A 25788-nucleotide genomic window follows, 5' to 3' on the forward strand; every position below is an offset into this window, starting at 1 on the left:
TTGATCGACCCATAGCCTGGGGGGGCAAACCATGACTGATTCCGCGGCCACGCCGGTGGCCGACCCTGTCGCATTGGCAAAAGCCACCGCGGCGGCCAAGAAACGTATCTGGGGCTGGTGGTGGTTCGATTGGGCCAGCCAGCCCTATAACACGCTGCTGATCACCTTCATCTTCGGCCCCTATGTGGTCGGCGTGGTGGGCGATGGCTCGCGCGCGCAGGCGATCTGGGGCTACGGCATCGGCTTCGCCGGCATCCTGTTGGCCATCCTCGCCCCCCTTCTGGGCGCGGTGGCGGACCGCTCGGGCAAGCGGATGGGCTTCATCTGGTTCTTCTCGGCGCTGTACGTGATCGGCGCCTGGGGGGTCTGGTACTCGGCGCCTGCGGATTTCAACATCTGGTACGTGATGGCGATGTTCTGCATCGGCCTCATCGGCATGGAATTCGCCACCATCTTCACCAATGCCATGCTCCCCGACCTCGCCCCGCGCGAGGAACTGGGCAAGGTCTCGGGCTCGGGCTGGGCCTGGGGCTATGTCGGCGGGCTGATCGCATTGATCCTGATGCTGACGCTGCTGGCCGAGGGCTCGAACGGGAAGACGCTGATCGGTATCGACCCGATCCTCGGCCTCGACGCCGCTACGCGGGAGGGGACCCGGTCGGTCGGGCCGCTGACGGCGATCTGGTATGTGGTCTTCATGATCCCGTTCTTCGTCTGGGTACGGGAGCCGCGCAAACCCGGCGCGGTCAGCATTGGCACTGCGATTTCCGAGGCTTGGCCGGAACTGAAAGCGACCCTCGCGGGTTTGCCCAAGAACCGCAGCCTTTTCGCCTTCCTTGGATCCTCGATGTTCTACCGCGACGCGCTCAATGGCGTTTACACCTTCGGGGGCATCTATGCCGCCGGCGTGTTGGGCTGGAGCGTGGTGCAGGTCGGCATCTTCGGCATCCTCGCGGCTTTCACCGGCGCGCTGTTCGCGTTCCTCGGCGGCAAGGCGGACAGCAAGTTCGGCCCGAAGCCGGTGATCGTGTTCAATGTCGTGGCTTTGGCCCTGACGGCTTTGGCCATCGTCTTTGTCTCGCGTAATTCGGTGTTCGGCATGCCGGTCGCGGCGGATTCAGGCCTGCCTGATATCCTGTTCTACATCCTTGGCGCCATTGTCGGCGCGGCGGGCGGCGCGATGCAATCGGCCTCGCGCACGATGATGGTGCGGCAGGGCGGCGCCGAGAAGATGACCGAAGGCTTCGGCCTCTATGCGCTGTCGGGCAAGGCCACGGCCTTCCTTGCACCGCTGTCGATCGGCATCGTCACCGACCTGTCGGACAGCCAGCAGATCGGCATCCTGCCGGTCGTGGTGCTGTTCATTCTGGGCCTGCTGCTGCTGGCCTTCGTTCATCCCGAAGGATCGCAAGCGGAGGGGCGCGCGGCATGAAGAAACTGGGTCTCGTGATCGGTGCGTTGTTCCTTGCGGCCTGCGGCACCACCGCAGCCGTCGATCCCGCGGTCGCCAGCCGGTTGGCAAACCAGCTGTTCGGCGCGGCTTCAACAGGGACCAACGCCCCGGCCGAGACCTATGGCTCTTATGCACGCGGCTGCGGTGACGGCTTTGTCCAGCTGCCCGAGACAGGGCCGACATGGCAGGCGATGCGCCTGTCGCGAAACCGCAACTGGGGTCATCCCGAGATGATCACCTTCTTGCAGGACCTGAGCCGGCAGGCCGTGGCCATCGGCTGGAACGGGCTCTATGTCGGAGACATCAGCCAGCCGCGCGGGGGGCCGATGACCTCGGGCCATGCCAGCCACCAGATGGGCCTCGATGCCGATATCTGGATGCTGCCGCCGGGCCGTCTGGACCTGTCGCGGACTGAACGTGAGAACCTGTCCTCGGTCAGCGTGCGCACGGCGGATCAGCGCGGCGTGACCAACCATTGGACGCCCCAACACGCGCAGGTTCTGCGTGCCGCGGCCTCGGACCCGCGTGTTGACCGGATCTTCGTCGCGGCCGCCGTCAAGATCGAGATGTGCCGCACCGCCACGCCCGCCGACACGCCGTGGCTGCAGCGCATCCGCCCGATTCAGGGCCACAACTACCATTTCCACGTCCGGCTTCGCTGCCCCGCCGGATCCCCCGATTGCGAAACGCAATCCCCGACCGTGGCCGAGCTGTCGAATGGCGGCAATGGCTGCGATGCAACTCTGCAATGGTGGGTGACAGATTACCTGACCCCGCCAGCGCGTACCGAGGAGGAGCCGCCGGAAGATCCTGCCCCGCGCCGTCGCCATCCCCGGGAATTCACCATGGCGGATCTGCCCCGCCAATGCTCGGAAGTTGTTCAAAGATGATTGCTGCCCGCCTTCTTCGTTCCGCTGTCCTGACGCTTGCCGCCCTGCTGCCCGCGGCGCTGGCTCAGGCCCAACCCGCCACCTATTACGCCGGTGTCGTCCAGCACCCGCCGACCTCAATCCCGGCCACGCAGGTCGTCGCGCGCTACACCCTGCCCCGCATGTCGGGCGGCGTGAACGACTTCTCGGGGATTGCCACCCGCGACGGGGTCAACATCATCATGGTCTCGGACCACGGCTATCTGGTGCGGGGTCGCCTGCAACGTGGCTACGGCCAGTCGATCGACGGGATGGAGCTGCGCCAGTTCGTGCCCCTGCTCGATGAGAACGGCCAGCCGCTGGGTGCCGGGATGCGCGACGCCGAGGGCGTGTCGATCGGCCGGGACGGCGCGATCTATGTCGCCTTCGAGGAACACAACCGCGTGCTGCGTTACGCCCGCGCCGGGGGCCCGGCACAGGATCTGGGCGTGCATCGCGACTTCAGCCGCCTGCGCGCGGGCCGTGGCCTTGAATCCGTCGCCGTCGCCCCGGATGGTCGGGTCTATTCGATCCCGGAACGCGCCGCCCGCGCGACCTACGGCTTCCCCTCCTACGTCTGGCGCAATGGGGCCGGCTGGGACGGCGCCTTCCGCCTGCCCTCGGACGGGCAATTCCTGCCGGTGGGTGCGGATTTCGGTCCCGATGGCCGGCTCTATGTCCTCGAGCGTGAATATTCCGCCCGCGGCTATCGCAGTCAGGTCCGCCGCTTCTCGGTCAACGGGCAGGGCATCTCCGAAGGCCAATGGGTCATGCGCTCGGAAGTGGGCCAGTTCGGGAACCTTGAGGGGCTTGCGGTGTTTCGTGACTGGGGCGGGCGCATCCGCCTGCTGATGGTCTCGGACGATGACCGTGGCCGCGGCCCGAGCGAGCTGATCGACGTGGTGGTAAACCGCTGAGCGTTGCAAGCGGGGCCGAAGGCCCCCATCTGAAAGGATGAAAGCGACGCGAGAGGCACCCCTTGGCTGAGACGCAACGACACCTCGAACCCGCCGTGCCGGTGATCTGGCTTTTGGGCAAGACCGGCGCGGGCAAGACCTCGCTGGTCCGCGCCCTCACCGGCGCGGGCGAGATCGGCAACGGCTTCGCCCCGGGCACCCTGCACTCGACGGTGCATGACTTCCCCTCTGACGCCCCGGCGATCCGCTTCCTCGACACGCGGGGGCTGGGCGAGGCCGGGCACGACGCCAGCGCCGACATCGCCGCCGCCCAAGGCTCGGCGCAGGCGATCCTTGCGGTGATGCGTCTGGATGACCCCGTGCAGAGCCCGGTGGCAGAGATCCTGCGCAAGACGAAGCTGCCCGTCCTTCTGGTGCATACCGGCGCCGATCTGGTGGCCGACCCCGGCGCGCAGATCCGCGCGAAGGCGCATGTCACCGAACTCATCGGGCGCGAATTCCCCTCCGTCACGCTGTCTTTGCCGTCCGAGGGCCTGATGACCGGCGTCGAGGCGCTGCTTGATGCCCTCGACAGCTTCCTGCCCCGTGCCGCAGCCGCCCTGCGCCGCGCCGATGAGGCCCGGATGTTCCAGACCCTGCGCGGCACCGTCCTGCGCTATGCAGCGATGGCGGGGGCGACGGATGTGGTGCCGCTGGCCGGGCTGGCGACCGTGCCGGCCACGCAAAGTGCGATGCTGAAGGCGCTGGCGAAGAAACACGGGGTGGAGCTGACGCCCTCGCGGCTGGGCCTTCTGGCCTCGGCCCTCGGGGTGGGGTCGCTGTTGCGGATGGGCGCGGGGCTGCTGGTCCGGCAGGGCGTCAAGCTGGTGCCGGTTGCCGGCCAGACCATCGGCGCAGCCGCCGCGGCGACGACCAGTTTCGCCACAACTTATGCCTTGGGCCGGGCAGCCTCGGCGTGGTTCTACGGGGTCTCGAAGGGCGCCGAGCCCGACAGCGCCAGCCTGCGCGCGCTCTATGACAAGGCGCTGAGGGGCGCGCGGCATGACGCTGGTTGAACGGCTGCGGCACACGCTTCTGCGTTGGGACCGGCTCGGCCTCGCCGCCGTGCTGGCGCTGCCGCTGACGATCTCCTCGATCCTCGGTTTCATGTATCTGCACGAGCACGGCTACCTGCTCTGGTTCGCCCTCGGCTCGGCGCTGTTCTATGCGGGCTTTCGGGGCGCCGTTGCCATAGCCCGATGGCGCACAAGATCGCTGGGCGAGCGCGAGCCGCGTGAGCTGGAGGGTCCCAAACCCTCGCCCGAATGGTCCGACGCCGAGAAGGCCGCCTTCAGCCGCGCCCGCAGCCGCATCGACCGCCGCCTGCGCGAACAGCTCCCCTGGGCGAAGCTGCCCGAGGAAGCGCTCAGCGTGGTCGAGGAAGTCGCGGCGGACCTGTCGAACGGCCAACGCTCGGCCCTGGATTTCACCCTGCCCGAGGCGCTGATGCTGGTCGATCAGGTCGCCCTTCGCTACCGCGCCTTCCTGCTGGAGAACGTGCCCTATTCCGACCGGCTGTCCGTACGCACGATGCACTGGCTCTGGCGCAAGCAGGACGCGGCCCTGACCGCCTGGGAGACCGGGTTTCTGGCGTGGCGCGGGGTGCGGCTGGTGCTGAACCCCGCGGTGGGTCTCCTGCGTGAGGCCGAGCGGGTCATGGCGACCGGCCTGCAGGACCGGCTGACCGAGAAATTCCGCCGCGACGCGCAGGCGATCCTGCTGGAAGAGGCCGCGCAGGCCGCGATCGACCTCTATTCCGGGCGGCTGAAAGTCACCGACGCCGATATCTCGCGCCATGCCGCGCGGATCACGGTGCCCGAGGCGCGACCCGAAGGCGCGGTGCAGATCGTCATCGTCGGTCAGACCGCGGCCGGGAAATCGACCCTGCTCAACGCTTTGCTGGAGGAAGACGCCGCCGAAACCGACGCCGCGCCGACGACCGACACCGCCGTCGCGCATGCGATGGAAGAGGGCGTGAGGCTTGTCGACACGCCGGGCATCGATGGCAGCGAACGCATGGCTCGCGCCGTCGCCGCGCAGATGGTCACCGCCGATCTGGTGATTTGGGTGCACCGCGCGAACCGCCCCGGCCGCGCCGCCGATATTGCCCTGCGCGACGAATTCGCCACGGCCATGGCGCGCGACCCGGCCAGCCGCCAGCCGCCGGTGATTCATGTCGCCAATGCCGCGGACCTGCTGCTGCCAGGCTGGCCGCGCCCCGAGAACACGCTGACGTCCGAGGACCGCGCGCGCCTCGACGCCGCCACCGCCTCCATCGCGCAGGCGATGGGCGTCGCGGAGGTCCTGCCCATCCGCGCCGAGGCCCCCGACTGGAACCTCGACACCCTGCGCGGCGCCATTGACGCGGTGCTGCCCGAGGCCCGCATGACCCGCCGCAACCGCCTGCGCCGTCGCGCCGCCGAGGGTGAGGGCTGGCGCGGCAACCTGACCCGGGCGCGGAAGGGGCTGGGGTCGGTGGGGCGCGTCTTCTCCAGCCGTTGGCGCTGAGGGGCGGGCGTCACAAGGTGAGTATTTGAGACAAGGTGAGAGGGCCGGTTGCGCGCCTTCTCGGGCGGAGGCATGATCCGCGCATGATCTACGATTTCTGCATTCTCGGCGGCGGTATCGTCGGCCTCGCCACAGCGCGGGCGCTGCTGGCGCGGCAACCCGGCGCGAGCCTTGTCCTGCTGGAGAAGGAGCCGGGTCTCGGGCGGCACCAGACCGGGCATAATTCCGGCGTGATCCATTCGGGCATCTACTACGCGCCGGGCAGTCTGAAGGCGCGCCTGTGCCGGGAAGGCGCCGCGCAGACGAAGGAATTCTGCGCGGAACATGGCATTCCCTATGAGGATCGCGGCAAGCTGATCGTCGCGACACGGGAGGAGGAAATCTCGCGGCTCGATGCGCTGTACGAGCGCGCGGGCGAGAACGGGATCAAGGCTTCGCTGGTCTCGCAGGCCGAAATCGCCGAGCGCGAACCGACGATTGCGGGGCTGAAGGGGATCTTGGTGCCCGAAGCCGCCATCGTCGATTACAAGGCCGTCCTGCGCGCCTTGGCCGCCGAGATCGAGGGCAAGGGCGCCGAGATCCGCTACAATGCCCAGCCCACGGCCATCCGCGAAGGGGGCGAGGCGGTGGAGCTGGACCTGCCCGGCGGGTCAATCCAAGCGCGCAAGCTGGTGGCCTGCGCCGGGCTGCAATCCGACCGGGTGGCGCGCATGGCGGGGCTGCCGATCCGGCACCGGATCGTGCCGTTCCGGGGCGAATACTGGCGGCTGCGGCCCGAGAAATCCCGCGTCGCCCATGCGATGATCTACCCGGTGCCGGAGCCCGGTCTGCCGTTCCTTGGCGTGCATCTGACGCCGATGATCGACGGCTCGATGACCGTGGGTCCGAATGCCATGCTGGGCCTCGCGCGCGAGGGTTATCCGAAACTCTCGATGAACCTGCGCGACATGGTCGACATGGCCAGCTTTCCCGGCTTCTGGGGCGCCTTGGCGAAGAACATCCGCCCCGGCCTCGACGAGATCGGCAATTCGCTGTTCAAGCGCCGCTATCTGGCCGCCTGCCAGCGCTATTGCCCGGAACTGGAACTTAGCGACATGCTGCCGATGGAGCCCGGCATTCGCGCGCAGGCGGTGGGCGCGGACGGCACCATGCTGCACGACTTCCTGTTCCTCGATACCGACCGGATGCTGCATGTCTGCAACGCGCCCTCGCCCGCCGCGACCTCGGCCCTGCCGATCGGCGACATGATCGCGGATCGCTTACTCGGCGCTTGAGATAAATCAACACGGGCCTTGCGTCTTTGTGCCAGTCTGGGTTGCATGGACCGGCCCGTTTTCCGCACCGAAGGCATCACACGGCTCTACCGCACCGGCGCGGTCGAGGTGCAGGCGCTGCGCGGCGTGGACCTCTCGCTGACCGAGGGGGAGCTGGTCGTGCTGCTGGGGGCCTCGGGCTCGGGCAAGTCGACGCTCTTGAACATCCTCGGCGGTCTGGATCAACCGACGGCGGGGCGGGTGTTCTTTCGCGACACGGAACTCACCCGGGTCTCGGACCGGGCGCTGACCGCCTTTCGGCGCGATCATGTCGGCTTCGTCTTCCAGTTCTACAACCTCGTCCCCAGCCTGACCGCGCGCGAGAATGTCGCGCTGGTGACCGAGATCGCCCGCCACCCGATGCGCCCCGAGGAGGCGCTGGAGCGGGTCGGCCTCTCGGCGCGGATGGACCATTTCCCGGCCGAACTCTCGGGCGGCGAGCAGCAGCGCGTCGCCATCGCCCGCGCCATCGCCAAGCGGCCGGATGTGCTGCTCTGTGACGAACCCACGGGGGCCCTGGACAGCGCGACCGGGGTGCAGGTGTTGGAGGCCCTGACCGCGGTGAACGCGGATCTGGGGACGGCGACGGTGATGGTGACCCACAACGCCGCGATAAGGCAGATCGCGCATCGCGTTGTGCGGATGGGCGACGGGCAGATCAAGGCTGATGAGCGCAACGCCACCCGCCTCGCACCGCATGAGGTGACGTGGTGAGGGCCCTGAACCGCAAGCTCATGCGCGATCTGCGCAGGCTCTGGGCGCAGGCCTTTGCCATCGCGGCGGTGCTGGCCTGCGGGATCATGATGCTGGTCGGCATGCAGATGACGCAGGCCACCCTGTCCGGCACGCAGGCCGCCTATTACGACCGCTACCGCTTTGCCGATGTCTTCGCCGCGATGACCCGCGCGCCGCGCAGCGTGGTGGCCGAGGCCGCGCGGATCGAGGGCGTCGCGCTGGCCGAGGGGCGGATCGGCTTTCAGGCGGTGCTCGACATCGAGGGGCTGACCCAGCCGGCGACCGGGCGGGTGGTCTCGCTGCCCGAGGGCGGGGCGCAGCTGAACCTGCCCCTGCTGCGGCGCGGCCGGATGCCGGAACGCACAGGCGAGGTGGCGGTGAACGAGCCCTTCGGCGAGGCGAATGGCCTGCTGCCCGGGAGCCGTTTCCGCGCGCTTCTGAACGGGCGGCTGCAGGAATTGACGGTCACCGGCTGGGTCCTCTCGCCCGAATTCGTCTACACCATCGCCCCCGGCGCGATGATGCCCGACGACCGGCGCTATGGCGTGCTCTGGCTGCCCGAACCCGCGGCCGAGGCGGCGATGGACATGGGCGGCGCCATCAACGAGATCGCCCTGCGCCTGACCCGCGAGGCCGATGAGCGCGCGGTGATCGAGGCCTTGGACGACCTCCTCGATCCCTATGGCGGCACCGGGGCCTATGGCCGCGACCGGCAGCAATCGCATGCCTTCCTCGATGGCGAGATGCAGCAGCTGGGCGTGCTGGCACGCTTCCTGCCGCCGGTCTTCCTGCTGGTCGCGATGTTCCTCGTGAACATGGTGCTGGGGCGGCTGATCAAGCTGGAGCGCACGCAGATCGGCCTTCTGAAGGCCATAGGCTATTCGACGCAGACCATCGCCGCGCATTACCTGAAACTCGCGATGCTCATCGGGCTGATCGGCGCCGGGCTGGGCGTGGCCTTGGGGCAATGGATGGGCAGCGGGATGATCGCCAGCTACCGCGACTATTTCCGCTTCCCGGTCTATCTGCGCGACCCGGCGACCGGGGTGATGGTGCTGGCGGCGGCGCTGGGCATGGCGACGGCGCTCATCGGCGGCGCGGGAGCGGTGCGCGCCTCGGTCCTGCTGCCTCCGGCCGAGGCCATGTCGCCGCCCGCCCCGCCCGCCTTCTCACGCGGGTGGCTGGACTGGGCCGTCGGCGCCTTCCACCTGCGCCAGACGACGATGATGATCCTGCGCTCGATCCTGCGCTGGCCGGGGCGGGCGGCGATCACGCTGTTCGGCGTCACGGCCTCGGTCGCGCTGCTGGTTGCGAGCTATTTCATGTTCGACGCCGTGGACCTGATGGCCGACACGCTGTTCACGCGCGGCAATCGCCAGACGGTCACGCTGGTCCTTGCGTCCTCGCAACCCGAAAGCGCGGTGCAGGATGCGCTCAGCCTGCCCGGCGTGCGGCAGGCCGAGGGCGCCTATTCCCTGCCCGTCCGGCTGGTGCTGGGCCACCGGTCGCGCCTCAGCGCCGTGACCGCGCATGTCGAGGGCGAGACGCTCTCGCGGCTCCTTGACGACAATGGCGATGCGGTCGCGCTGCCCTCGGAAGGGCTCGTGCTGCCCGAACGGCTGGCCGAGGCCCTAGGCGCCCGGATCGGCGACCTTCTGCGGATCGAGATGCTGGCCCCGCCGCGGGAGGTGCTGGAGCTGCCCGTCGCCGCGGTGATCGCGCAGGGCATGGGACAGGAGGCGCATCTGCGCGCCGAGGCCCTGTTCGCCGCGATGCGGATCGTGCCGCAGGTCAACCGCATCCACCTCTTGGCCGATCCCGCCCGGCGCGCCGATCTGGATGCCGCGATCAAGGAGACCCCGGCCATCGCCGGCCTCACCGACTGGTCCGAGACCCGCGCGCAATTCGACGCGACCCTGCGCGAGAACATGTCGGTGATGCTGACGATCCAGACCCTCGTCGGGCTGATGACGGCCTTGGGCGTGGTCTACAACGCCGCCCGCATTCAGGTCAGCGAGCGCAGCCACGAGTTGGCAAGCCTGCGCGTCCTCGGCTTCTCGCGCTGGGAGGTGGGCTATGTGCTGGTCGGCGAGATCATGCTGCTGACGCTGATCGCCATCCCGATGGGGTGGCTCGCGGGCTACGGGCTGGCGGCGGGGCTGGTGCAGGCGATGGCGACGGACCTCGTGGCAATCCCCTTCACCATCACGCGCCGCACCTATGCGCTGGCGGCGCTGGCGGTTTTCGCGGCCTCGCTGGGGGCGGTTCTGTTGGTGCGCCGGCGGCTCGACCGGGTCGAGCTGGCGACGGCGCTGAAGGCACGGGAATAGGAGTTGGGCATGGGCTGGACCCGAAGGATCGGCATCGGCGCGGTGGGATTGGGGCTGGCGGGGGCGCTGGTCTGGGCGCTCTGGCCGCAGCCCACGGCGGTGGACATGGCGGTGATCGCGCGCGGGGATCTGCAGGTCTCGGTCGCGGCCGAGGGCGTGACCCGCGTGCGCGAGCCCTATGCCGTCACCGCGCCCATCACCGGCATCGTCGAGCGCGCGCCCGTCGCGGTCGGCGACAGCGTGACGCGCGGCGAGACCACGATCGCGGTCATTCGTCCGGCCGAGCCTGCGCTGATGGACGCCCGGTCCCGCGCGCAGGCCGAGGCCGCCGTGCGCGAGGCCGAAGCCGCCTTGGCGCTGGCCGACACGAACCTGCGCCGCGCCCTGACCACGCTCACCCATGCACAAAGCGAACTGACCCGCGCCCGTGCCTTGGCCGCCGCCGGAACAATCTCGCAACGCAGTCTGGAGGATGCCGAGAGCGCCTTCACCGAAGCCTCGCAGGCCTTGGCCGGCGCGCGCTCGGAACGTTCGCTGCAAGAGGCGACCTTGGGCCGCGCGCAGGCGCAGCTGATCGCGCCCGACGGGGCTGAGGGCGTGACCAATGCCGTGCGGCTGACCGCGCCCATCTCGGGCACCGTGCTCTCGGTCGAAGACCCCTCCGCGCGGCTGGTGCAGGCCGGCGCGCCGCTGCTGTCCTTGGGCGATCTGCAGGATCTGGAGATCGAGATCGACCTCCTCTCCGCCGATGCCGTGCAGGTGGCCGAGGGTGCCCGCGCGCAGGTCGAACGCTGGGGCGGCGAGGGCGTGCTTGAGGCCGTGGTGCGTCGCATCGACCCCGCCGCCTTTACCCGCATCTCGGCGCTGGGGATCGAGGAGCAACGCGTGCGCCTGCGGCTCGATTTCCTCACCCCGCCCGAGGGGCGCGAAGGTCTCGGCGACCGTTACCGCGTCTTCGTCCGGGTGGTGACATGGGAAGGTGCCGACCGCCTGCTGGCGCCCGAGGCCGCGCTGTTCCGGCAGGGCGCGGGCTGGGCCGTGTTCCGCGTGACCGAGGGCCGCGCCGTGATCACCCCCGTCGAGACCGGCCGCCGCGCCGGGGGGCAGGTCGAGCTTCTGGGCGGCCTTCAGGCCGGCGACACTGTGGTTCTGTACCCGGCCTCGACCCTTGCGGATGGTGCGGCGGTGGTCGCCCGGCCCTGAGGCTTGCACCGCTGCGGGGGCGGGCGTAGCAAGGCGCGAACACTTGCCGGATCAACCCGATGGAACTCTGGGTCCTCGTCACCCTCGCCGCCGCCGCCGTGCAGACCCTGCGCTTCATGCTGCAAAAGCGGCTGAAGGGGCTGGGGCTGTCGACGGGCGGCGCGACCTTCTCGCGCTTCCTCTTTGCGGCGCCCTTGGCCTCCATAGGCCTCGCCGCGCTGCTCCTCTGGCATGACGCGCCCTTCCCCGCCCTCTCGGTTCGGTTCTGGGCCTTCGCCGTGGCGGGTGGCCTCGCGCAGATCGTCGCGACCTTCTGCACCGTCGCGCTGTTCTCTGAGCGCAGCTTCGCCGTCGGCATCGCCTTCACCAAGACCGAGACCGTGCAGGTCGCCGTCTTCTCGGCGTTGGTCTTGGGCGAGGCCGTCTCGGCCCCCGGTCTGGCGGCAATCCTGACCGGAACCTTGGGCGTGCTGCTGCTGTCCCGCCCGCCGCAGGGCTGGCGGCAAGGCAAAATCCTGAACCGCGCGACGCTTCTGGGCATCGCCGCGGGCGCGCTGTTCGGCGTCTCGGCCATCGGCTACCGCGGCGCGACGCTGGAAATCGCCCACCCGGACCCGCTGCTGCGTGCCACGGCAGCGCTGGCCATGGTCACCCTGTTCCAGGCCCTCGCCATGGGCCTCTGGCTCCGGCTGCGCGAGCCGGGCGAGGTCACGCGGGTCGCGCGCAAATGGCAGGCGACCGCGCCGGTGGGGGTGACGGGCGTGCTGGGCAGCTTGGGCTGGTTCACCGCCTTCGCCCTGCAGAACGCGGCCTATGTGCGTAGCCTCGGGCAGGTCGAGCTGATCTTCTCGATCCTCGCCTCGGCTTTGGTGTTCCGCGAGAAGCCGGGCCGCTGGGAGATCGCCGGCATGGCGCTGCTGGCCCTGTCGATCGTCGCGCTGGTCTGGTTGGCGTAACGCCTCAGCCCGCCGCGTTCGCCGCCCGCATGCGCATGACGAAACCGCGCAGAATGGACAGGCCGCTCTCGCGCTCGAACGGATGATCGGCCGCGGCGAGGACCGAGAGCGTGACGATCCGTCCCGCCACCGGCAGGATCGCCCGCCAATAGGTCTCGTCAAAGGCGCGCGGGTTGCCGCTGTCGCGGATCAACAGCCAGATCGCCCCCTCGGCATAGGTCGATTCCAGCACCTCGACATCGCCGGGATCGCCCGACCGGCTGAGCTGCGCGCGCCCCGGCGCGGTGCCGAGGAAACCGGTGAGGCGGCGGAAAGTGTCGGGGCTGCCGTCCGTCTCCAGCGCCGTGACCGTGGCGCTGAGGACCGGCGCGGGCCGCATGGTCATGCGGCAGCGCACCAGCAGAACGAAGGCTTCGAGGTCGCTCTCGCGCGTGGCCTCGACATCGACGCAATAGCCCGCGGGCCCGGCCACCGAGACATCGTCGCGCAGGACCTGCACCTCGGTCGGACCGGCGGCGGGAAGCAGGACGCGTTGCGCCGCCTCGGTCAGCGGTGCAGTCTCAAAGCAGGCGGACAGGGGCAGGACCAAGGCCATCACCAGCGCCCTCCATGTCACCATGCCACGCGGCCCGGCAGGGGCGGACCGCGATGCGGCAGGGAGAGGGGCTGAAAACATGACGTCCTGAACATGACCGCGAGGGATATATGAGGGTTAAAGAATGCGTCCCGGTCCGGCAAGGGCAGTCTGCCCCCGCACCGCCGCCAAGGGGGGCCGTCGGCGGGAACGTGATCAAGCAGGCAAGGGCCGGGCGGGCGTTTGGCCGCTGCAACCTGTCGCAGGCCCGGCCCCTTGCAGGGATCCCCCGTGGCGTCGCAGGCTGGCGCGATCGTTCCCGGAGGTGCCATGTCCCTGATCGACCGCCTGCCGCTTGGCCTGTTGCTGATCGCGGCGCTGACACTGGGCCTTGCGCCCTTCGCGCCCCAGCCGCATGTCTGGGAGAAGCTGACGATGCTGGCGTCGGGCACGCTGACCCGGCCGATCGACCTGTTCGACCTTGCACTGCACGGCACACCTTGGCTTTTGCTGGCGCTGAAACTCGCCCGCATGGCGCTGCGGCGCAACTGAAGGCTCGACAAGAGCCCTGCCCCGCGCTATCGCTGGCGCCATGATCGACCAACGCACCCTTGCTCAGCTGCGACGCCGACGCCTTAACGCGTGATCGATCCCGGCTGCCCGGAGGACAAGTCTTGGCAGCATCCCCTCCCCCTCTTCTGTCTTGGCCCGCATTGACTCGGCATCGCGCCGTTGGCACCAATGGGCCTTCGCTTTCAAAGGGCTTTTCCCATGATCTCGACCGTTCTGCCCACCTATAACCGCTCCCCGCTCTCCTTCGTGAAGGGCGAAGGCTCGTGGCTGATCGAGGCGGACGGGCGCCGATTCCTCGACATGGGCGCGGGCATCGCCGTGAATGCGCTGGGCCATGCCGCGCCCGAGCTGGTGGCGACGCTGACCGAGCAGGCGCAGAACCTCTGGCATGTGTCGAACCTCTACAAGATCCCTCAGCAGCAGGCGCTGGCCGACATCCTCGTCGAGACCACTTTCGCGGACACGGTGTTCTTCACCAATTCGGGCACCGAGACCGCCGAGCTGGCGATCAAGATGGCGCGGAAATACCATTACGAGAAGGGCGCCCCGCGCGAGACCTTCCTGACCTTCGAGGGCGCCTTCCACGGCCGTTCGACCGCCGCGATCGCTGCCGCCGGGTCCGAGAAGATGGTCAAGGGCTTCGGTCCGCTGATGCCGGGCTTCAAGCAACTGCCCTGGGGCGACATGGCGGCGTTCGAGGCCGCGATGGACGAGAGCATCTGCGCCGTCATCGTCGAGCCCGTGCAGGGCGAGGGCGGCATCCGCCCGATGCCCGAGGAGCAACTGAAAGAACTGCGCGCGGCCTGCGACCGGGTCGGCGCGCTCTTGATTTTCGACGAGGTGCAATGCGGCGTCGGCCGGACCGGCAAGCTCTTCGCGCATGAATGGGCGGGCGTCACGCCGGACATCATGATGGTCGCCAAAGGCATCGGCGGTGGCTTCCCGTTGGGCGCCGTGCTGGCCACGGAAAACGCGGCCTCGGGCATGGTCGCAGGCACCCATGGCTCGACCTATGGCGGCAACCCGCTCGCCTGTGCCGTGGGCCTCAAGGTCATGCAGATCATCTCGGATCCCGCCTTCCTCGCCGAGGTCAGCCGCAAGGCGGGGCTCTTGCGCCAGAAGCTCGAAGGCCTCGTCGCCGCGCATCCCGACAGCTTCGAGGCCGTGCGCGGCTCGGGGCTGATGCTGGGGATCAAATGCAAGGCGCCGGCCGGTGATCTCGCCGTCGCCGGGCGCGACGCGGGCGTGCTGGTCGTGCCGGCCGCGGACAACGTGCTGCGCCTGCTGCCCGCGCTGAACATCCCCGACGAAGACATTGCCGAGGCCGTCAATCGCCTCGACGCCGCCGCCACCGCCACCGCCTTTGAGGCCAAGTGATCCTCACCTTGTGACAAATACTCCGGGGGTGAGGCCAAAGGCCGAGGGGGCAGCGCCCCCTCCTCCGCCCCCCAGAAAGACCAGTCAGATGAACCATTTCCTCGATATCCACACCACCGACGCCGCCGATCTGCGGGCAATCATCGATAACGCCGCCGCCATGAAGACTGCGCGCAAGGGCCGCTTCAAGGGCGAGCCTGATGACGAGCAGCCCCTGAAAGGCCGCATGGTCGCGCTGATCTTCGAGAAGCCCTCGACCCGGACCCGCGTCTCCTTCGACGTCGGCGCGCGCCAGATGGGCGGGCAGACGATGGTCCTGTCGGGCAGCGAGATGCAGCTCGGCCATGGCGAGACGATTGCCGACACCGCCCGCGTGCTGTCGCGCTATGTCGACCTGATCATGCTGCGGACCTTCGAGGAAACGGTGATCCAGGAGATGGCGGAATATGCCTCGGTGCCGGTGATCAACGGCCTGACGAACCGCACTCATCCCTGCCAGATCATGGCCGATATCCTCACCTACGAGGAACATCGCGGTCCGATCGCCGGCAAGAAGGTGGTCTGGGCGGGCGACGGCAACAATGTCTGCGCCTCGCTGCTGCACGCGGCCGGGCAGTTCGGCTTCGACTTCACCTTCACCGGCCCGCAGACGCTGGATCCCGAGAATGAATGGGTCCGCTACGCGCGCGAGAAGGGTCGCGCGGTGACCATCGAGCGCGACGCGATGAAGGCCGTCGAGGGAGCGGATCTGGTGGTCACCGACACTTGGGTGTCGATGCATGACAGCCAGTCCACCAAGGAGCGCCGCCACAACCAGCTGCGCCCCTATCAGGTGAACGAGCGCCTGATGGAAGCGGCGAAGCCCGACGCGCTGTTCATGCATTGCCTGCCCGCGCATCGCGAGGAGGAAGTGACCTCGGCGGTGATGGACGGCGCGCAATCGGTGATCTGGGATGAGGCCGAGAACCGCCTGCACGCGCAGAAGGCGGTGATGCGCTGGTGCCTCGGGGTGTGAGCCCTGTGTCGGGCGGGGCTCCCGCCCGTCGCCTTCGGACCTGACGGTCCTTTGTCTCCCGTTGGGGATAGCGGGGCTGCCGCCCCGCACCCCGCTTCAAGGGGACTTTGCGTCCCCTTGAAAATCCCCTGCAGGATATTTGAGGAACGAAGATGAACAGGACCGCGCTTTTGATCATCGATATGCAGGCGGAGATGCAGCACCGGCTGGATGCCGGGCGGGATTGCGTCAATCCGGGTGCGGGTGAGGTTTTGGCGGGGTTGGTGGCGGTGTGTCGGGAGCGGGCGCTGCCAGTCCTGCATGTGCGCCACCGGACGGAGAGCGAAGCGTTTCATCCGACGAGCCCCGGCTTCCCGGCCATGGCCTGCGCCGAAGCCGCGCCGGGCGAGGCGATCTTCGTGAAGACCACGTCTTCGGCCTTTGCCTCGACCGATCTGGAGACGCATCTGCGCGCGGAAGGGATCACCCGGCTGGTGATCACCGGGGCGGTGGCGGGGTTCTGCGTGAACTCAACCACTCGCGCGGCGAAGGATCTGGGCTTCGACTGCCTTGTCGTGCGCGATGCGGTGATCGGCTTCGACCTGCCCTCGATGCCTGCCCGCCCCCTGTTCGACGCGACCATGGCGCTGCTCGACGGGGACTTTGCCCGGGTCATGGATGCCGCCGAGGTGATCGACGCCTTGTGAAGGGGGTTTGAACCCGGCGGCGATCCGGCCCATGTTAGCCGGGACAGATTTGCCGCAGAAGGCCCCTTCCCGATGACCAACCCGCTGCTTTCCGACTGGACCGGCCCGTTCAACCTGCCGCCCTTCGACGCGATCCGTGACGAGGATTTCGCCCCAGCCTTCGAGGCCGCCTTGGCCGAAGGGCGCGCGAATATCGCCGCCATCGCCGCGAACCCCGAGGCACCGTCCTTCGCCAACACGATCGAAGCGATGGAGCAGGCGGATGCGACGCTCGACAAGGTGGCGGGCGTGTTCTTCAACCTCGCGGGCTCGGACAGCAACCCGGCCCGGCAGGCGCTGCAGCGCGACCTTGCACCGAAGCTGTCGGCCTATTCCTCGGAGATCACCTCGAATGCCGCGCTCTGGGGCCGGATCTCCGATCTGTGGGACCGCAAGGAGCAGCTGGGCCTGACGGCCGAGCAGGAGCGCGTGCTCATGCTCTATCACCGCATGTTCGTCCGCGCCGGCGCCGCGCTGGATGAGGCGGGCTCGAAACGCATGGCCGAGGTGAAATCGCGCCTTGCGAGCCTCGGGACGCAGTTCACGCAGAACCTGCTGGCGGACGAATCCGCGTGGTACATGGTGCTTGATGACCTCGCCGGTCTGCCCGATTTCGTCGTCGCCAGTGCCGCCGCGGCGGCGAAGGAGCGCGGGCTCGAGGGGCATGTCGTGACCCTGAACCGTTCGCTCATCGTGCCCTTCCTGCAATATTCCACCCGCCGCGACCTGCGCGAGAAGGCCTATGAGGCCTGGGGCAAGCGCGGCGAGAATGGCGGCGAGACCGACAACCGCGGCATCGCGGCCGAGACGCTGGCGCTGCGCCATGAACGCGCGACCCTGCTGGGCTACGAGAATTTCGCGCGCTTCAAGCTGGAGCCCGAGATGGCGCGCAAACCGGAAGCGGTGCGCGACCTCCTGATGCGCGTCTGGGAGCCGGCCAAGGAGAAGGCCGAGGAAGACGCGGCGGCGATGGAGGCCCTGCTCCATGCCGACGGCTTCACGGGTCCGCTGGAGCCCTGGGACTGGCGCTTCTATGCCGAGAAGCGGCGCAAGGCGCTGCATGATTTCGACGAGGCGGCGCTGAAGCCCTATCTGTCGCTGGAGGCGATGATCGAGGCCGCCTTCGATGTGGCCAACCGCCTGTTCGGGCTGGAATTTACCCCGCTCGACGTGCCGCTCTACCACCCCGACGCCCGCGCCTGGGACGTGACCCGCAACGGCCGCCACATGGCCGTCTTCATCGGCGATTATTTCGCGCGGGCCTCGAAACGCTCGGGTGCCTGGATGTCGACCTTCCGCGACCAGACGACGCTGGGTGGCGAGGTCCGCCCGGTGGTCGTCAATGTCTGCAACTTCGCCAAGGGCGATCCGGCGCTGCTGTCCTGGGACGACGCGCGCACCCTGTTCCACGAATTCGGCCATGCCCTGCACGGGATGCTGACCGATGTGGAGTACAAATTCATCTCGGGCACCTCGGTCGCGCGGGACTTCGTGGAACTGCCGAGCCAGCTGTACGAACACTGGCTGGAAGTGCCGGAAGTGATCGAAACCCATGCCAAGCATTGGCAGACCGGCGAGCCGATGCCGTTGGAATTGCGCGAGAAGCTGAAGGGCGCGGCGACCTGGGATCAGGGCTTTGCCACGGTGGAATTCCTTGCCTCGGCGATTGTGGACCTCGAATTCCACGACGGCGCGCCGCCCGCCGATCCGATGCAGAAACAGGCCGAGGTGCTGGAGGGCATCGGCCTGCCGCATGCGATCCGGATGCGCCACGCGACCCCGCATTTCGCCCATGTCTTCGCGGGCGACGGCTATTCCTCGGGCTATTACAGCTACATGTGGTCCGAGGTGATGGACGCGGACGCCTTCGCCGCCTTCGAGGAAGCGGGCAGCGCCTTCGACCCCGAAACGGCGAAGAAGCTGGAGCAGTTCATCCTCTCCACCGGCGGCTCCGAGGAGGCCGAGGATCTGTACCTCAAGTTCCGCGGCGCCATGCCGGGCGTCGAGGCGTTGTTGAAGGGCCGCGGGCTGATCGCCGCCTGAGCCCCCTTGATTTGGTCGCGCGGCGGGTGATCTCTGCCGCGTGACCGCATAGGAGGAGCCCCGCGTGTACGCCCAGTCCATTCCCGTCTACCTGCATTTCCTCGGCACCGCCGACCTGCTTCTGGAGAAGGCCGAGGCCTTCTGTGCCGAAGCCGGCCATGACGCCGCCAGCCTTCTGGACTGCCGTCTGGCCGAGGACATGTTCCCCTTTGCCAAGCAGATCCAGCTGACCACCGATTTCGCCACCCGCGCCGCCGACCGGCTGTCCGGACGCGAGATCCGCGCCTTCCCCGACACCGAGACCAGCCTGCCCGAGCTGCGCGCGCGGGTGGCCGCGGCGCGGGACTACCTGCAGGGCTTTGCCGCGGCGGAATTCGATGGGGCCGAGACGCGCGAGATCACCATCCAGACGCGTCAGGGGCCGATCCCCATGAATGGCGCGCAGTTTCTGGAGACCTATTCCAAGCCGCAGTTCTTCTTCCACCTGACCACGGCCTATGACCTGCTGCGCCAGAAAGGCGTCGCCTTGGGCAAGATGGACTTCATGAACGCGGCCCGGCGCTGACCGGCCCTTGGGGGCGCGCCGCCGAATAGGCGCGCAGAAGGGGCACGCGGCGGGGGCGGAAGCTGTCGCCGCGCGTCATCGCCGTGATGCGCGAGACGTGGAAATAGCGGTAATCCGCGCGCAGGCAGCAATGCGCCAGCAGCATCAGCGTCTGCTCACCATAGGACAGCGCCAGCGGCCAGATCTCGCGCTGGCTCTCACGCTCGGCCATGTCGCGATAGGTGATGTGCAGCGAGACTTCCTCCCAGCAGCATTGGCGCAGAAGATCGAGGTCGATCACTACCTCGGGCCGGGCGACAGGCGGGCGCCAGACATTCATCACATGGTGCATCGCCGCGCGCGCCTGCGCATCGGGCAGGGTGGCGACGATGCGGGCCATGGCCTCGGCGCCGGCGCGGGTCAGGGTGCTGTCGCCCACCTGCTTCAGCGCCCCCATCGCCAGCATCAAGGCCTCGATCTCCAGCCGCGAGAAGCTCTGCGGCGGCAGCGCCGGGTCCTCGGTCAGCGTGTAGCCCAGCCCCGCCGCGCCATCGATCAGCGCCCCGCCCGCGCGCAGGGTGGCAATGTCACGATAGAGCTGGCGCGGGCTCACACCGGTTTCCTCGGCCAGCCGCAGCGCCGTCACCGGCGCCGGCAGCCGCCGCAGCGCATCCATCAGCCGCATCAGCCGATCCATCCGGGCCATGACCCCTCCTGCCGTAATCTGTCAGCAGGGCCAGCCTATACGAAGGGGGTCAAACCCTGAAGGAGGCTTTCATGGCCAGCACGATCCCCACCCTGTTCCATTCGCCCAACACCCGCTCGTCCTGCGTCGTCGCGCTGATCGCCGAGCTGGGCCTGACGCCGGGCAAGGATATCGACATCCGCACCGTCAGCGTGACCCGCGCCGATGGCACCGGCGGGCCGGACCCGGTCAACCCGCATCCCGAGGGCAAGGTCCCCTTCCTGACCCATGGCGCCGAATCGCTGCGCGAGCGGGGCGCGATCATGCTCTATCTCACCGACCTCTTCCCCGAGGCGGGTCTCGGCCCGCGCGAGGGCGAGGCCGGGCGCGGCGATTACCTGTCTTGGCTCTTCTACTACCATTCCGTCGTCGAGCCGGTGGTGCTGCTGAAGATGTCGGGCCTCGACCATCCTTTCTTCACCGCCGCGATTCGCGATTTCGCGACGATGATCGCCCGGCTGGAAGAGACCCTGTCGCAAGGCCCCTGGCTGCTGGGTGACCGTTTCAGTGCCGCCGATCTCTTGATCAGCGGGCCGTTCCTGTGGCTACCCACGCTGCTGGAGAACAGCCCGGTGCTGCGCCAATGGGTCGAGGCCGTGGCCGCCCGCCCCTCGATGACCGAGGTCGCCCGCCGCGACGCCGCCTGAGCAAAACTACCTGCTCAGACACCCGATCCCTCCTGTCTAAGGGGAGGCCCCGGCGGCGGGACCTCCCCATCGGCAACCGGCCTTCTGCCCGGTCTCCGAGCTTGGACCTTCTGGTCCGACTCGACTCGGTTCATGCTGCGCGCTAAATGAGAACATAAAGTGAACAACTGGAATCAGCAGCACGAGCCCGCGCATGGACACGCGCATCCTCTCCCTGTTCCTGCCCCGACTGGCCAGCGATCTGGCCCGCCGGCGGCAGAGCGACCTGCCTGACCCCCTCGCGCTGATCGCGCGGCAGGGGCGGGGCGAGGTCTTGGCCTGCCTCTCGGCCCGCGCCTCGGCGCTGGGACTACGCCGCGGACAGGCCCTGTCCGAGGCCCGCGCGCTGGTGCCCGATCTGACAACCCTGCCCTACGCCCCGGCACTGCTGGCCCACGCGCTGGGGGGCCTGCGCCGCTGGGCCCTGCGCTATGCGCCCTGGGTCGCGGTCGACAGCTTCGTCGAGGCACCCGACGGGCTGGTTCTGGACCTGACCGGCTCGGCCCATCTGATGGGCGGCGAGGCGGCCTTGGCCGAGGACATGGCGCAGCGACTGGAGGCGATGGGCTTCGAGGCCCGCCTCGCCGTGGCCCCCACCCCCGGCGCGGCGCGGGCGCTGGCGCGTTTCGGCCCGGCGCCGTTGGTGCTGGCCGAGGATGCCCGCGCAGCCCTCGCCCCCCTGCCGATGGCGGCGTTGCGGCTTGATGCCGAGACGGTGGCCAGCCTCGCCCGGCTGGGCCTGTCGCGCGTGGGCGACCTGTCGCGCGCCCCTCGTGCCACGCTGACCCGCCGCTTCGGCCCGGCGCTGATGCTGCGGCTCGATCAGGCGACGGGCGCGCTGCGCGAACCCGTCGCCGCCCCGCCCGAAGTGCCGCCGCATGCCGTGCGCCTCTCGCTGCCGGAACCCATCGGGCTGACCTCGGACGTGATGGCCGGGCTGGTGCGGCTGCTGGAGCGGCTGTGCAAGCGGCTGACCGAGGAAGAGGCCGGCGCGCGCCATCTGCATCTGGACCTGCAGCGCACCGATGGCACGCGGGCCGAGGCCGAGATCACCCTCGCCCGGCCGATGCGCGACCCCGCCGCCATGGCCGCGCTGTTCGAACGCGCTGTCGAGGCGCTGGATGCAGGCTTCGGCTTCGACCGGCTGCGGCTCTCGGCGCCGCTGGTCGAGCCCCTGCCGCCGGCGCAATTGCAGGGCGGCAAGGCCAGCGGCGCGGATGACTTCGCCGATCTGATGACGCGGCTCGGCAACCGGGTCGGGCTGGAGGCGCTGATCCGCTTCCTGCCCGCCGACAGCCATATCCCCGAACGCGCCTTCCTCACCGCCGCCGCGGCCTTCACCGACGCGCCCGGCCCCTGGCCTCTGGGCCCCGAACGCCCGCTGATCCTGTTCCCGCCCGAGCCCCTGCGCGGTCCTGCCGCCCCGGTCCCGCCCCAGCGCTTCCGCTGGCGGCGGCGGTCCTTCAGCCTGGTGCGGGCGACGGGGCCCGAGCGGCTGACGCCGGAATGGTGGCTCGACGATCCGCTCTGGCGCAGCGGGGTGCGGGATTACTGGCGGCTGGAGACGGGCGAAGGGCCGCGCCTCTGGGCCTTCCACACGCCGCAGGAGCCGGGCTGGGCCGTGCAGGGGGAATTCGCATGAGCCCCGAGGGCGTGCCGGTGGAGGGGGCGGAGGGGGGCGCTTGCCCCGCCGCCATCGGGGCTTGGACCGATGGCGCACCCGATAGCGGCCCCCCGGAGTATTTGGAACAAGGTGAGGAGCAGGAGGCGCGGCGGGGGGATCTGACGCCGGATGAGGGCTATGCGGAGCTCTGCGTGGCCTCGAATTTCACCTTCCTAACCGGGGCCTCGCATCCCGAGGAACTGGTGGCGCGGGCGGCGGAACTGGGGCTCGCGGCGGTGGCGATCACCGACCGCAACTCGCTGGCCGGCGTGGTGCGCGCGCATTCGGCCCTGCGCGAGATCAAGCGGGCGCTGGCCGAGGGGGGCACGGTGGCGATCCGGGGGCAGATCGTGCACGACCCGTCCAGCCGTCAGGACGAGGCCGGGCCGGGCTTGCCCGTCCCGCCGCGGCTGCCGAAGCTGATCGTCGGCGCGCGGCTTGCCTTCACCGACACGGCGGTCGAATGGCTGGCCCTGCCCACCGACCGCGCCGCCTATGCGCGGCTGTCGCGGATGTTGTCAACCGGCAAGAGGCGGGCCGAGAAGGGGCGCTGCGCGCTGCATCTCAGCGATCTGCAGGCGGGCGGCGAGGGGTTGATCCTCATCGCGCTGCCGCCCGAGGGAGACCAGCCCGAAGACGCCCTGCGCGAGATGATGCGGCGCTTCCCCGGCCATGTCTTCCTCGGCGCCGCCCCGCGCTATGACGGGCGCGATCAGGCGCGGCTGGCGGGGCGGGCGCGGTTGGCGCAACGCTCGGGCGTGCCGATGGTCGCGCTGGGGGATGTGCTCATGCACCATGCGCGGCGGCGGCGGCTGGCGGATGTGCTGACCTGCCTCCGCGAGAAATGCACCATCGACCGTATCGGCCGCCGCGCCCTGCCCAATGCCGAGCGGCGGCTGAAGGCGCCCGCCGACATGGCCCGCATGTTCCGCGCCCATCCGGCGGCGATAAGGCGCACGCTGGAGATCGCCGGGCGCTGCGCCTTCTCGCTCGATGAACTCAGCTACGAATATCCCGACGAGGTGACCAACGGCGAGCCGCCGCAGAAGCGGCTGGAGCGCCTGACCTCGGAAGGGCTGCGCCGCCGCTTCCCGCGCGGGGTGCCGCAGGACACGCTGGGCAAGGTGGAGAAGGAGCTGCGCATCATCGGCAAGCTGGGCTTCGCCGCCTATTTCCTCACCGTGAACGACATCGTCGATTTCGCGCGTTCGAAGGGCATCCTGTGTCAGGGGCGCGGATCCGCCGCCAATTCGGTGATCTGCTACGCGCTTGGCATCACCGAGGTCGCGCCCGACACGATCTCCATGGTCTTCGAGCGCTTCATGTCCGAGGCCCGCGGCGACCCCCCGGACATCGACGTCGACTTCGAGCATGAGCGCCGCGAGGAGGTGATCCAGCATATCTACGAGACCTATGGCCGCCACCGCGCCGGGCTGACGGCGACGGTGATCCATTTCCGATCCCGCGCGGCGATCCGCGAGGTGGGCAAGATCATGGGCCTGTCCGAGGATCTGCTGGCGGCCATCGCCTCGGGCAGCTGGGGCTGGTCCTCGCGTGCGCCGGGGCGGGAGGCGCTGCTGGAGCTGGGCCTCAACCCGGATGACCGCCGGCTCGCGCAGACGCTGGAGCTGATCGCCGAGATCATCGGCTTCCCGCGTCACCTGTCCCAGCATGTCGGTGGTTTCGTCATCACCAAGGGGCGGCTGGATGAGCTTTGTCCCATCGAGAACGCGGCGATGGACGGGCGCACGGTGATCGAATGGGACAAGGACGATATCGACGCGCTCGGCATCCTGAAGGTGGATGTGCTCAGCCTCGGGATGCTGACCTGCATCCGCAAGGCCTTCGACCTGATCGGGCTGCACAACCGCCAGCATTGGGATCTGGAGAACCTGCCGCGCGAGGATCCGCAGACCTATGACATGCTGTGCAAGGCGGATGCGATCGGCGTGTTTCAGGTGGAAAGCCGGGCGCAGATGGCCTTCCTGCCCCGCATGCGGCCGCGCGAATTCTACGATCTGGTGATCGAGGTCGCGATCATCCGGCCGGGGCCGATTCAGGGCGGCATGGTCCATCCCTACATCAACCGCCGTCAGGGGAAGGAGCCTGTGAACCTGCCCTCGACCGACCTGCGCCCGGTGTTGGAACGGACGCTTGGCGTGCCGTTGTTCCAAGAACAGGCGATGCAGATCGCCGTCGTCGCGGCGGGCTTCACGCCCGAGGAAGCCGACCGCCTGCGCCGGTCTCTGGCGACCTTCAAGCGGATGGGTACGATCGGCACTTTCAAGGACCGCTTCATCAACGGCATGCTGGAGCGCGGCTATGACCTGCCCTTCGCCGAGCAATGCTTCGCCCAGATCGAGGGCTTCGGCGAATACGGCTTCCCGGAAAGCCACGCGGCCTCCTTCGCGCTGCTGGTTTATGCCTCGGCCTGGCTGAAACGGCACCACCCGGCGGCCTTCGCCTGCGCGCTGCTGAACTCGCAGCCGATGGGCTTCTACGCCCCCGCCCAGATCGTCCGCGACCTGCGTGACCACGGCCACGAAATCCGGCCCGTGAGCGTCAACCATTCCGATTGGGACAACACCTTGGAGATGCGGCCCGACGGGCGGTTGGCCCTGCGGTTGGGCTTCCGGCAGGTGAAGGGCCTGCGCGAGGAGGATGCGCAATGGATCGTCGCCTGCCGGGCCAATGGCTATCCCGATGTCGAAAGCCTGTGGCGGCGGGCGGGCGTGCCCCCGGCGGCCTTGGAGAAGCTGGCGGGCGCCGATGCCTTTGCGGGCATGCGGATCAACCGGCGCGACGCGCTCTGGGCGGTGAAGGCGATCCGCGCGCCCAAACCCTTGCCGCTGTTTGGCGAGGAGGGTGAGGGCATCGCCGAACCCCTCGCTGACCTGCCACAGATGACCTTGGGCGAGCAGGTGATCGACGATTACCTCTCGCTCCGCCTCAGCCTGCGCGCCCATCCGATGGAGATCGTGCGCCCGCAAGTCCCCGGCCTCACGGCGGCCTCGGAACTGGGCCGCTCGCCCCTCAACGTCGCGGTCTGCGGGCTGGTGATCACCCGGCAGCGGCCCGGCACGGCCTCGGGCGTCATCTTCATCACGCTCGAGGACGAGACCGGCGTGTGCAATGTCGTGGTCTGGCCCAAGGTCTACGAACGCTTCCGGCGCATCGTCATCGGCGGGCGGCTGTTGAAGATCACCGGGCGGCTGCAGCGCGAGAACAACGTCATCCACCTGATCGCCGAGACGGTCGAGGATTACTCGCCGGCGCTGAACCTCTTGGGCGAATTGGGCACCGAGGCCATCGACCCGACCGAAGGCCGCGGCGACGAGGTCCGCCGCCCGGTGGTCGGGCGCGATCTGTCGGAAAAGAGCCCGCTGCGCTCGAAGACCGGGGGCGCGGGGCGCGTGCATCCGCGCGATCAGGCCCGTCTGCTCTTCCCCAGCCGGGATTTCCATTGACCTGCGCGCTTTGC

General features: G+C 69.0%; 21 protein-coding genes. 19 read left to right on the plus strand and 2 right to left on the minus strand.

What is annotated here, in order from left to right; all coding sequences use genetic code 11:
- The first annotated feature begins 31 nt into the window (after positions 1-31).
- The 10 genes from BCY78_RS00105 (at position 32) to BCY78_RS00150 (ending at position 12362) form a co-directional block, all read left to right on the plus strand.
- Complete coding sequence (locus BCY78_RS00105; RefSeq protein ID WP_068296114.1) at positions 32-1432, plus strand: MFS transporter; 1401 nt, start codon at positions 32-34, stop codon at positions 1430-1432.
- Positions 1429-2343, plus strand: a complete 915-nt coding sequence (gene mepA / locus BCY78_RS00110) for a penicillin-insensitive murein endopeptidase (protein ID WP_068296115.1) — start codon at positions 1429-1431, stop codon at positions 2341-2343. The genes BCY78_RS00105 and mepA overlap by 4 nt, the downstream gene beginning before the upstream one ends.
- A complete protein-coding gene (locus tag BCY78_RS00115; protein ID WP_068296119.1) occupies positions 2340-3278 on the plus strand; it encodes an esterase-like activity of phytase family protein in 939 nt (312 codons plus the stop codon). Before mepA ends, BCY78_RS00115 begins: the two co-directional genes overlap by 4 nt.
- A gap of 62 nt (positions 3279-3340) precedes the next feature.
- Entirely contained in the window at positions 3341-4333 is a 993-nt protein-coding gene (locus tag BCY78_RS00120; protein WP_068296121.1) for a GTPase domain-containing protein, read from the plus strand.
- Entirely contained in the window at positions 4320-5825 is a 1506-nt protein-coding gene (locus tag BCY78_RS00125; RefSeq protein ID WP_068296123.1) for a GTPase family protein, read from the plus strand. The genes BCY78_RS00120 and BCY78_RS00125 overlap by 14 nt, the downstream gene beginning before the upstream one ends.
- Positions 5826-5908: 83 nt before the next feature.
- Complete coding sequence (gene lhgO, locus BCY78_RS00130) at positions 5909-7099, plus strand: L-2-hydroxyglutarate oxidase (RefSeq protein ID WP_068296126.1); 1191 nt, start codon at positions 5909-5911, stop codon at positions 7097-7099.
- A gap of 45 nt (positions 7100-7144) precedes the next feature.
- Entirely contained in the window at positions 7145-7852 is a 708-nt protein-coding gene (locus BCY78_RS00135; protein WP_068296129.1) for an ABC transporter ATP-binding protein, read from the plus strand.
- Positions 7849-10203 carry an ABC transporter permease gene (locus tag BCY78_RS00140; protein WP_233499316.1) on the plus strand — a complete coding sequence of 785 codons (2355 nt, stop codon included), beginning with the start codon at positions 7849-7851 and terminating at the stop codon, positions 10201-10203. The genes BCY78_RS00135 and BCY78_RS00140 overlap by 4 nt, the downstream gene beginning before the upstream one ends.
- Before the next feature lie 9 nt (positions 10204-10212).
- Positions 10213-11406, plus strand: a complete 1194-nt coding sequence (locus BCY78_RS00145; protein WP_068296131.1) for an efflux RND transporter periplasmic adaptor subunit — start codon at positions 10213-10215, stop codon at positions 11404-11406.
- 59 nt (positions 11407-11465) lie between these two features.
- Complete coding sequence (locus BCY78_RS00150) at positions 11466-12362, plus strand: DMT family transporter (protein WP_068296134.1); 897 nt, start codon at positions 11466-11468, stop codon at positions 12360-12362.
- A 4-nt stretch (positions 12363-12366) separates the two neighbouring features.
- On the opposite strand, the gene BCY78_RS00155 is transcribed toward BCY78_RS00150, so the two are convergent.
- Positions 12367-12981, minus strand: a complete 615-nt coding sequence (locus BCY78_RS00155; RefSeq protein ID WP_139103045.1) for a hypothetical protein — start codon at positions 12979-12981, stop codon at positions 12367-12369.
- 285 nt (positions 12982-13266) lie between these two features.
- Between BCY78_RS00155 and BCY78_RS00160 the strand changes: the two genes are divergently transcribed.
- The 6 genes from BCY78_RS00160 (at position 13267) to BCY78_RS00185 (ending at position 19234) form a co-directional block, all read left to right on the plus strand.
- Positions 13267-13488, plus strand: coding sequence for an RND transporter (locus BCY78_RS00160; protein ID WP_068296140.1), 222 nt, complete (start codon positions 13267-13269; stop codon positions 13486-13488).
- 219 nt (positions 13489-13707) lie between these two features.
- Positions 13708-14886 (plus strand): aspartate aminotransferase family protein, encoded by a 1179-nt coding sequence (locus BCY78_RS00165; RefSeq protein WP_068296143.1) that lies wholly within the window; start codon positions 13708-13710, stop codon positions 14884-14886.
- Between the two features lie 88 nt (positions 14887-14974).
- Positions 14975-15901 carry an ornithine carbamoyltransferase gene (argF, locus tag BCY78_RS00170; RefSeq protein WP_068296146.1) on the plus strand — a complete coding sequence of 309 codons (927 nt, stop codon included), beginning with the start codon at positions 14975-14977 and terminating at the stop codon, positions 15899-15901.
- 152 nt (positions 15902-16053) lie between these two features.
- Positions 16054-16587, plus strand: coding sequence for an isochorismatase family protein (locus BCY78_RS00175; protein ID WP_068296149.1), 534 nt, complete (start codon positions 16054-16056; stop codon positions 16585-16587).
- Positions 16588-16659: 72 nt separating this feature from the next.
- Entirely contained in the window at positions 16660-18669 is a 2010-nt protein-coding gene (locus BCY78_RS00180) for a M3 family metallopeptidase (RefSeq protein WP_068296151.1), read from the plus strand.
- Between the two features lie 64 nt (positions 18670-18733).
- Complete coding sequence (locus BCY78_RS00185) at positions 18734-19234, plus strand: DUF1993 family protein (protein ID WP_068296153.1); 501 nt, start codon at positions 18734-18736, stop codon at positions 19232-19234.
- Here the strand turns inward: BCY78_RS00185 and BCY78_RS00190 are convergent.
- On the minus strand, positions 19212-19919 hold the full coding sequence (locus BCY78_RS00190) for a YafY family protein (protein ID WP_068296154.1): 708 nt from the start codon (positions 19917-19919) through the stop codon (positions 19212-19214). The two genes, BCY78_RS00185 and BCY78_RS00190, sit on opposite strands and share 23 nt — an antisense overlap.
- Before the next feature lie 71 nt (positions 19920-19990).
- On the opposite strand from BCY78_RS00190, the gene BCY78_RS00195 reads away from it, so the two are divergent.
- The 3 genes from BCY78_RS00195 to BCY78_RS00205 all read left to right on the plus strand — a co-directional run bounded on the left by BCY78_RS00195 (position 19991) and on the right by BCY78_RS00205 (position 25774).
- Positions 19991-20605, plus strand: coding sequence for a glutathione S-transferase family protein (locus BCY78_RS00195; RefSeq protein ID WP_233499317.1), 615 nt, complete (start codon positions 19991-19993; stop codon positions 20603-20605).
- 193 nt (positions 20606-20798) lie between these two features.
- Positions 20799-22286: a DNA polymerase Y family protein gene (locus tag BCY78_RS00200; RefSeq protein ID WP_068296157.1), complete on the plus strand. Its 1488-nt coding sequence runs from the start codon at positions 20799-20801 to the stop codon at positions 22284-22286.
- A complete protein-coding gene (locus tag BCY78_RS00205; RefSeq protein WP_083194731.1) occupies positions 22283-25774 on the plus strand; it encodes an error-prone DNA polymerase in 3492 nt (1163 codons plus the stop codon). Before BCY78_RS00200 ends, BCY78_RS00205 begins: the two co-directional genes overlap by 4 nt.
- The last annotated feature ends 14 nt before the right edge of the window (positions 25775-25788 follow it).

Source organism: Pararhodobacter sp. CCB-MM2, assembly GCF_001691415.1.
GTDB lineage: Bacteria > Pseudomonadota > Alphaproteobacteria > Rhodobacterales > Rhodobacteraceae > Pararhodobacter.

Coding starts and splice junctions, on each gene's coding strand:
- BCY78_RS00105 (WP_068296114.1), top strand. CDS start 32: ATGACTGATTCCGCGGCCACGCCGGTGGCCGACCCTGTCGCATTGGCA.
- mepA (WP_068296115.1), top strand. CDS start 1,429: ATGAAGAAACTGGGTCTCGTGATCGGTGCGTTGTTCCTTGCGGCCTGC.
- BCY78_RS00115 (WP_068296119.1), top strand. CDS start 2,340: ATGATTGCTGCCCGCCTTCTTCGTTCCGCTGTCCTGACGCTTGCCGCC.
- BCY78_RS00125 (WP_068296123.1), top strand. CDS start 4,320: ATGACGCTGGTTGAACGGCTGCGGCACACGCTTCTGCGTTGGGACCGG.
- lhgO (WP_068296126.1), top strand. CDS start 5,909: ATGATCTACGATTTCTGCATTCTCGGCGGCGGTATCGTCGGCCTCGCC.
- BCY78_RS00135 (WP_068296129.1), top strand. CDS start 7,145: ATGGACCGGCCCGTTTTCCGCACCGAAGGCATCACACGGCTCTACCGC.
- BCY78_RS00145 (WP_068296131.1), top strand. CDS start 10,213: ATGGGCTGGACCCGAAGGATCGGCATCGGCGCGGTGGGATTGGGGCTG.
- BCY78_RS00150 (WP_068296134.1), top strand. CDS start 11,466: ATGGAACTCTGGGTCCTCGTCACCCTCGCCGCCGCCGCCGTGCAGACC.
- BCY78_RS00155 (WP_139103045.1), bottom strand. CDS start 12,981: ATGGTGACATGGAGGGCGCTGGTGATGGCCTTGGTCCTGCCCCTGTCC.
- BCY78_RS00160 (WP_068296140.1), top strand. CDS start 13,267: ATGTCCCTGATCGACCGCCTGCCGCTTGGCCTGTTGCTGATCGCGGCG.
- BCY78_RS00165 (WP_068296143.1), top strand. CDS start 13,708: ATGATCTCGACCGTTCTGCCCACCTATAACCGCTCCCCGCTCTCCTTC.
- argF (WP_068296146.1), top strand. CDS start 14,975: ATGAACCATTTCCTCGATATCCACACCACCGACGCCGCCGATCTGCGG.
- BCY78_RS00175 (WP_068296149.1), top strand. CDS start 16,054: ATGAACAGGACCGCGCTTTTGATCATCGATATGCAGGCGGAGATGCAG.
- BCY78_RS00180 (WP_068296151.1), top strand. CDS start 16,660: ATGACCAACCCGCTGCTTTCCGACTGGACCGGCCCGTTCAACCTGCCG.
- BCY78_RS00190 (WP_068296154.1), bottom strand. CDS start 19,919: ATGGCCCGGATGGATCGGCTGATGCGGCTGATGGATGCGCTGCGGCGG.
- BCY78_RS00195 (WP_233499317.1), top strand. CDS start 19,991: ATGGCCAGCACGATCCCCACCCTGTTCCATTCGCCCAACACCCGCTCG.
- BCY78_RS00200 (WP_068296157.1), top strand. CDS start 20,799: ATGGACACGCGCATCCTCTCCCTGTTCCTGCCCCGACTGGCCAGCGAT.
- BCY78_RS00205 (WP_083194731.1), top strand. CDS start 22,283: ATGAGCCCCGAGGGCGTGCCGGTGGAGGGGGCGGAGGGGGGCGCTTGC.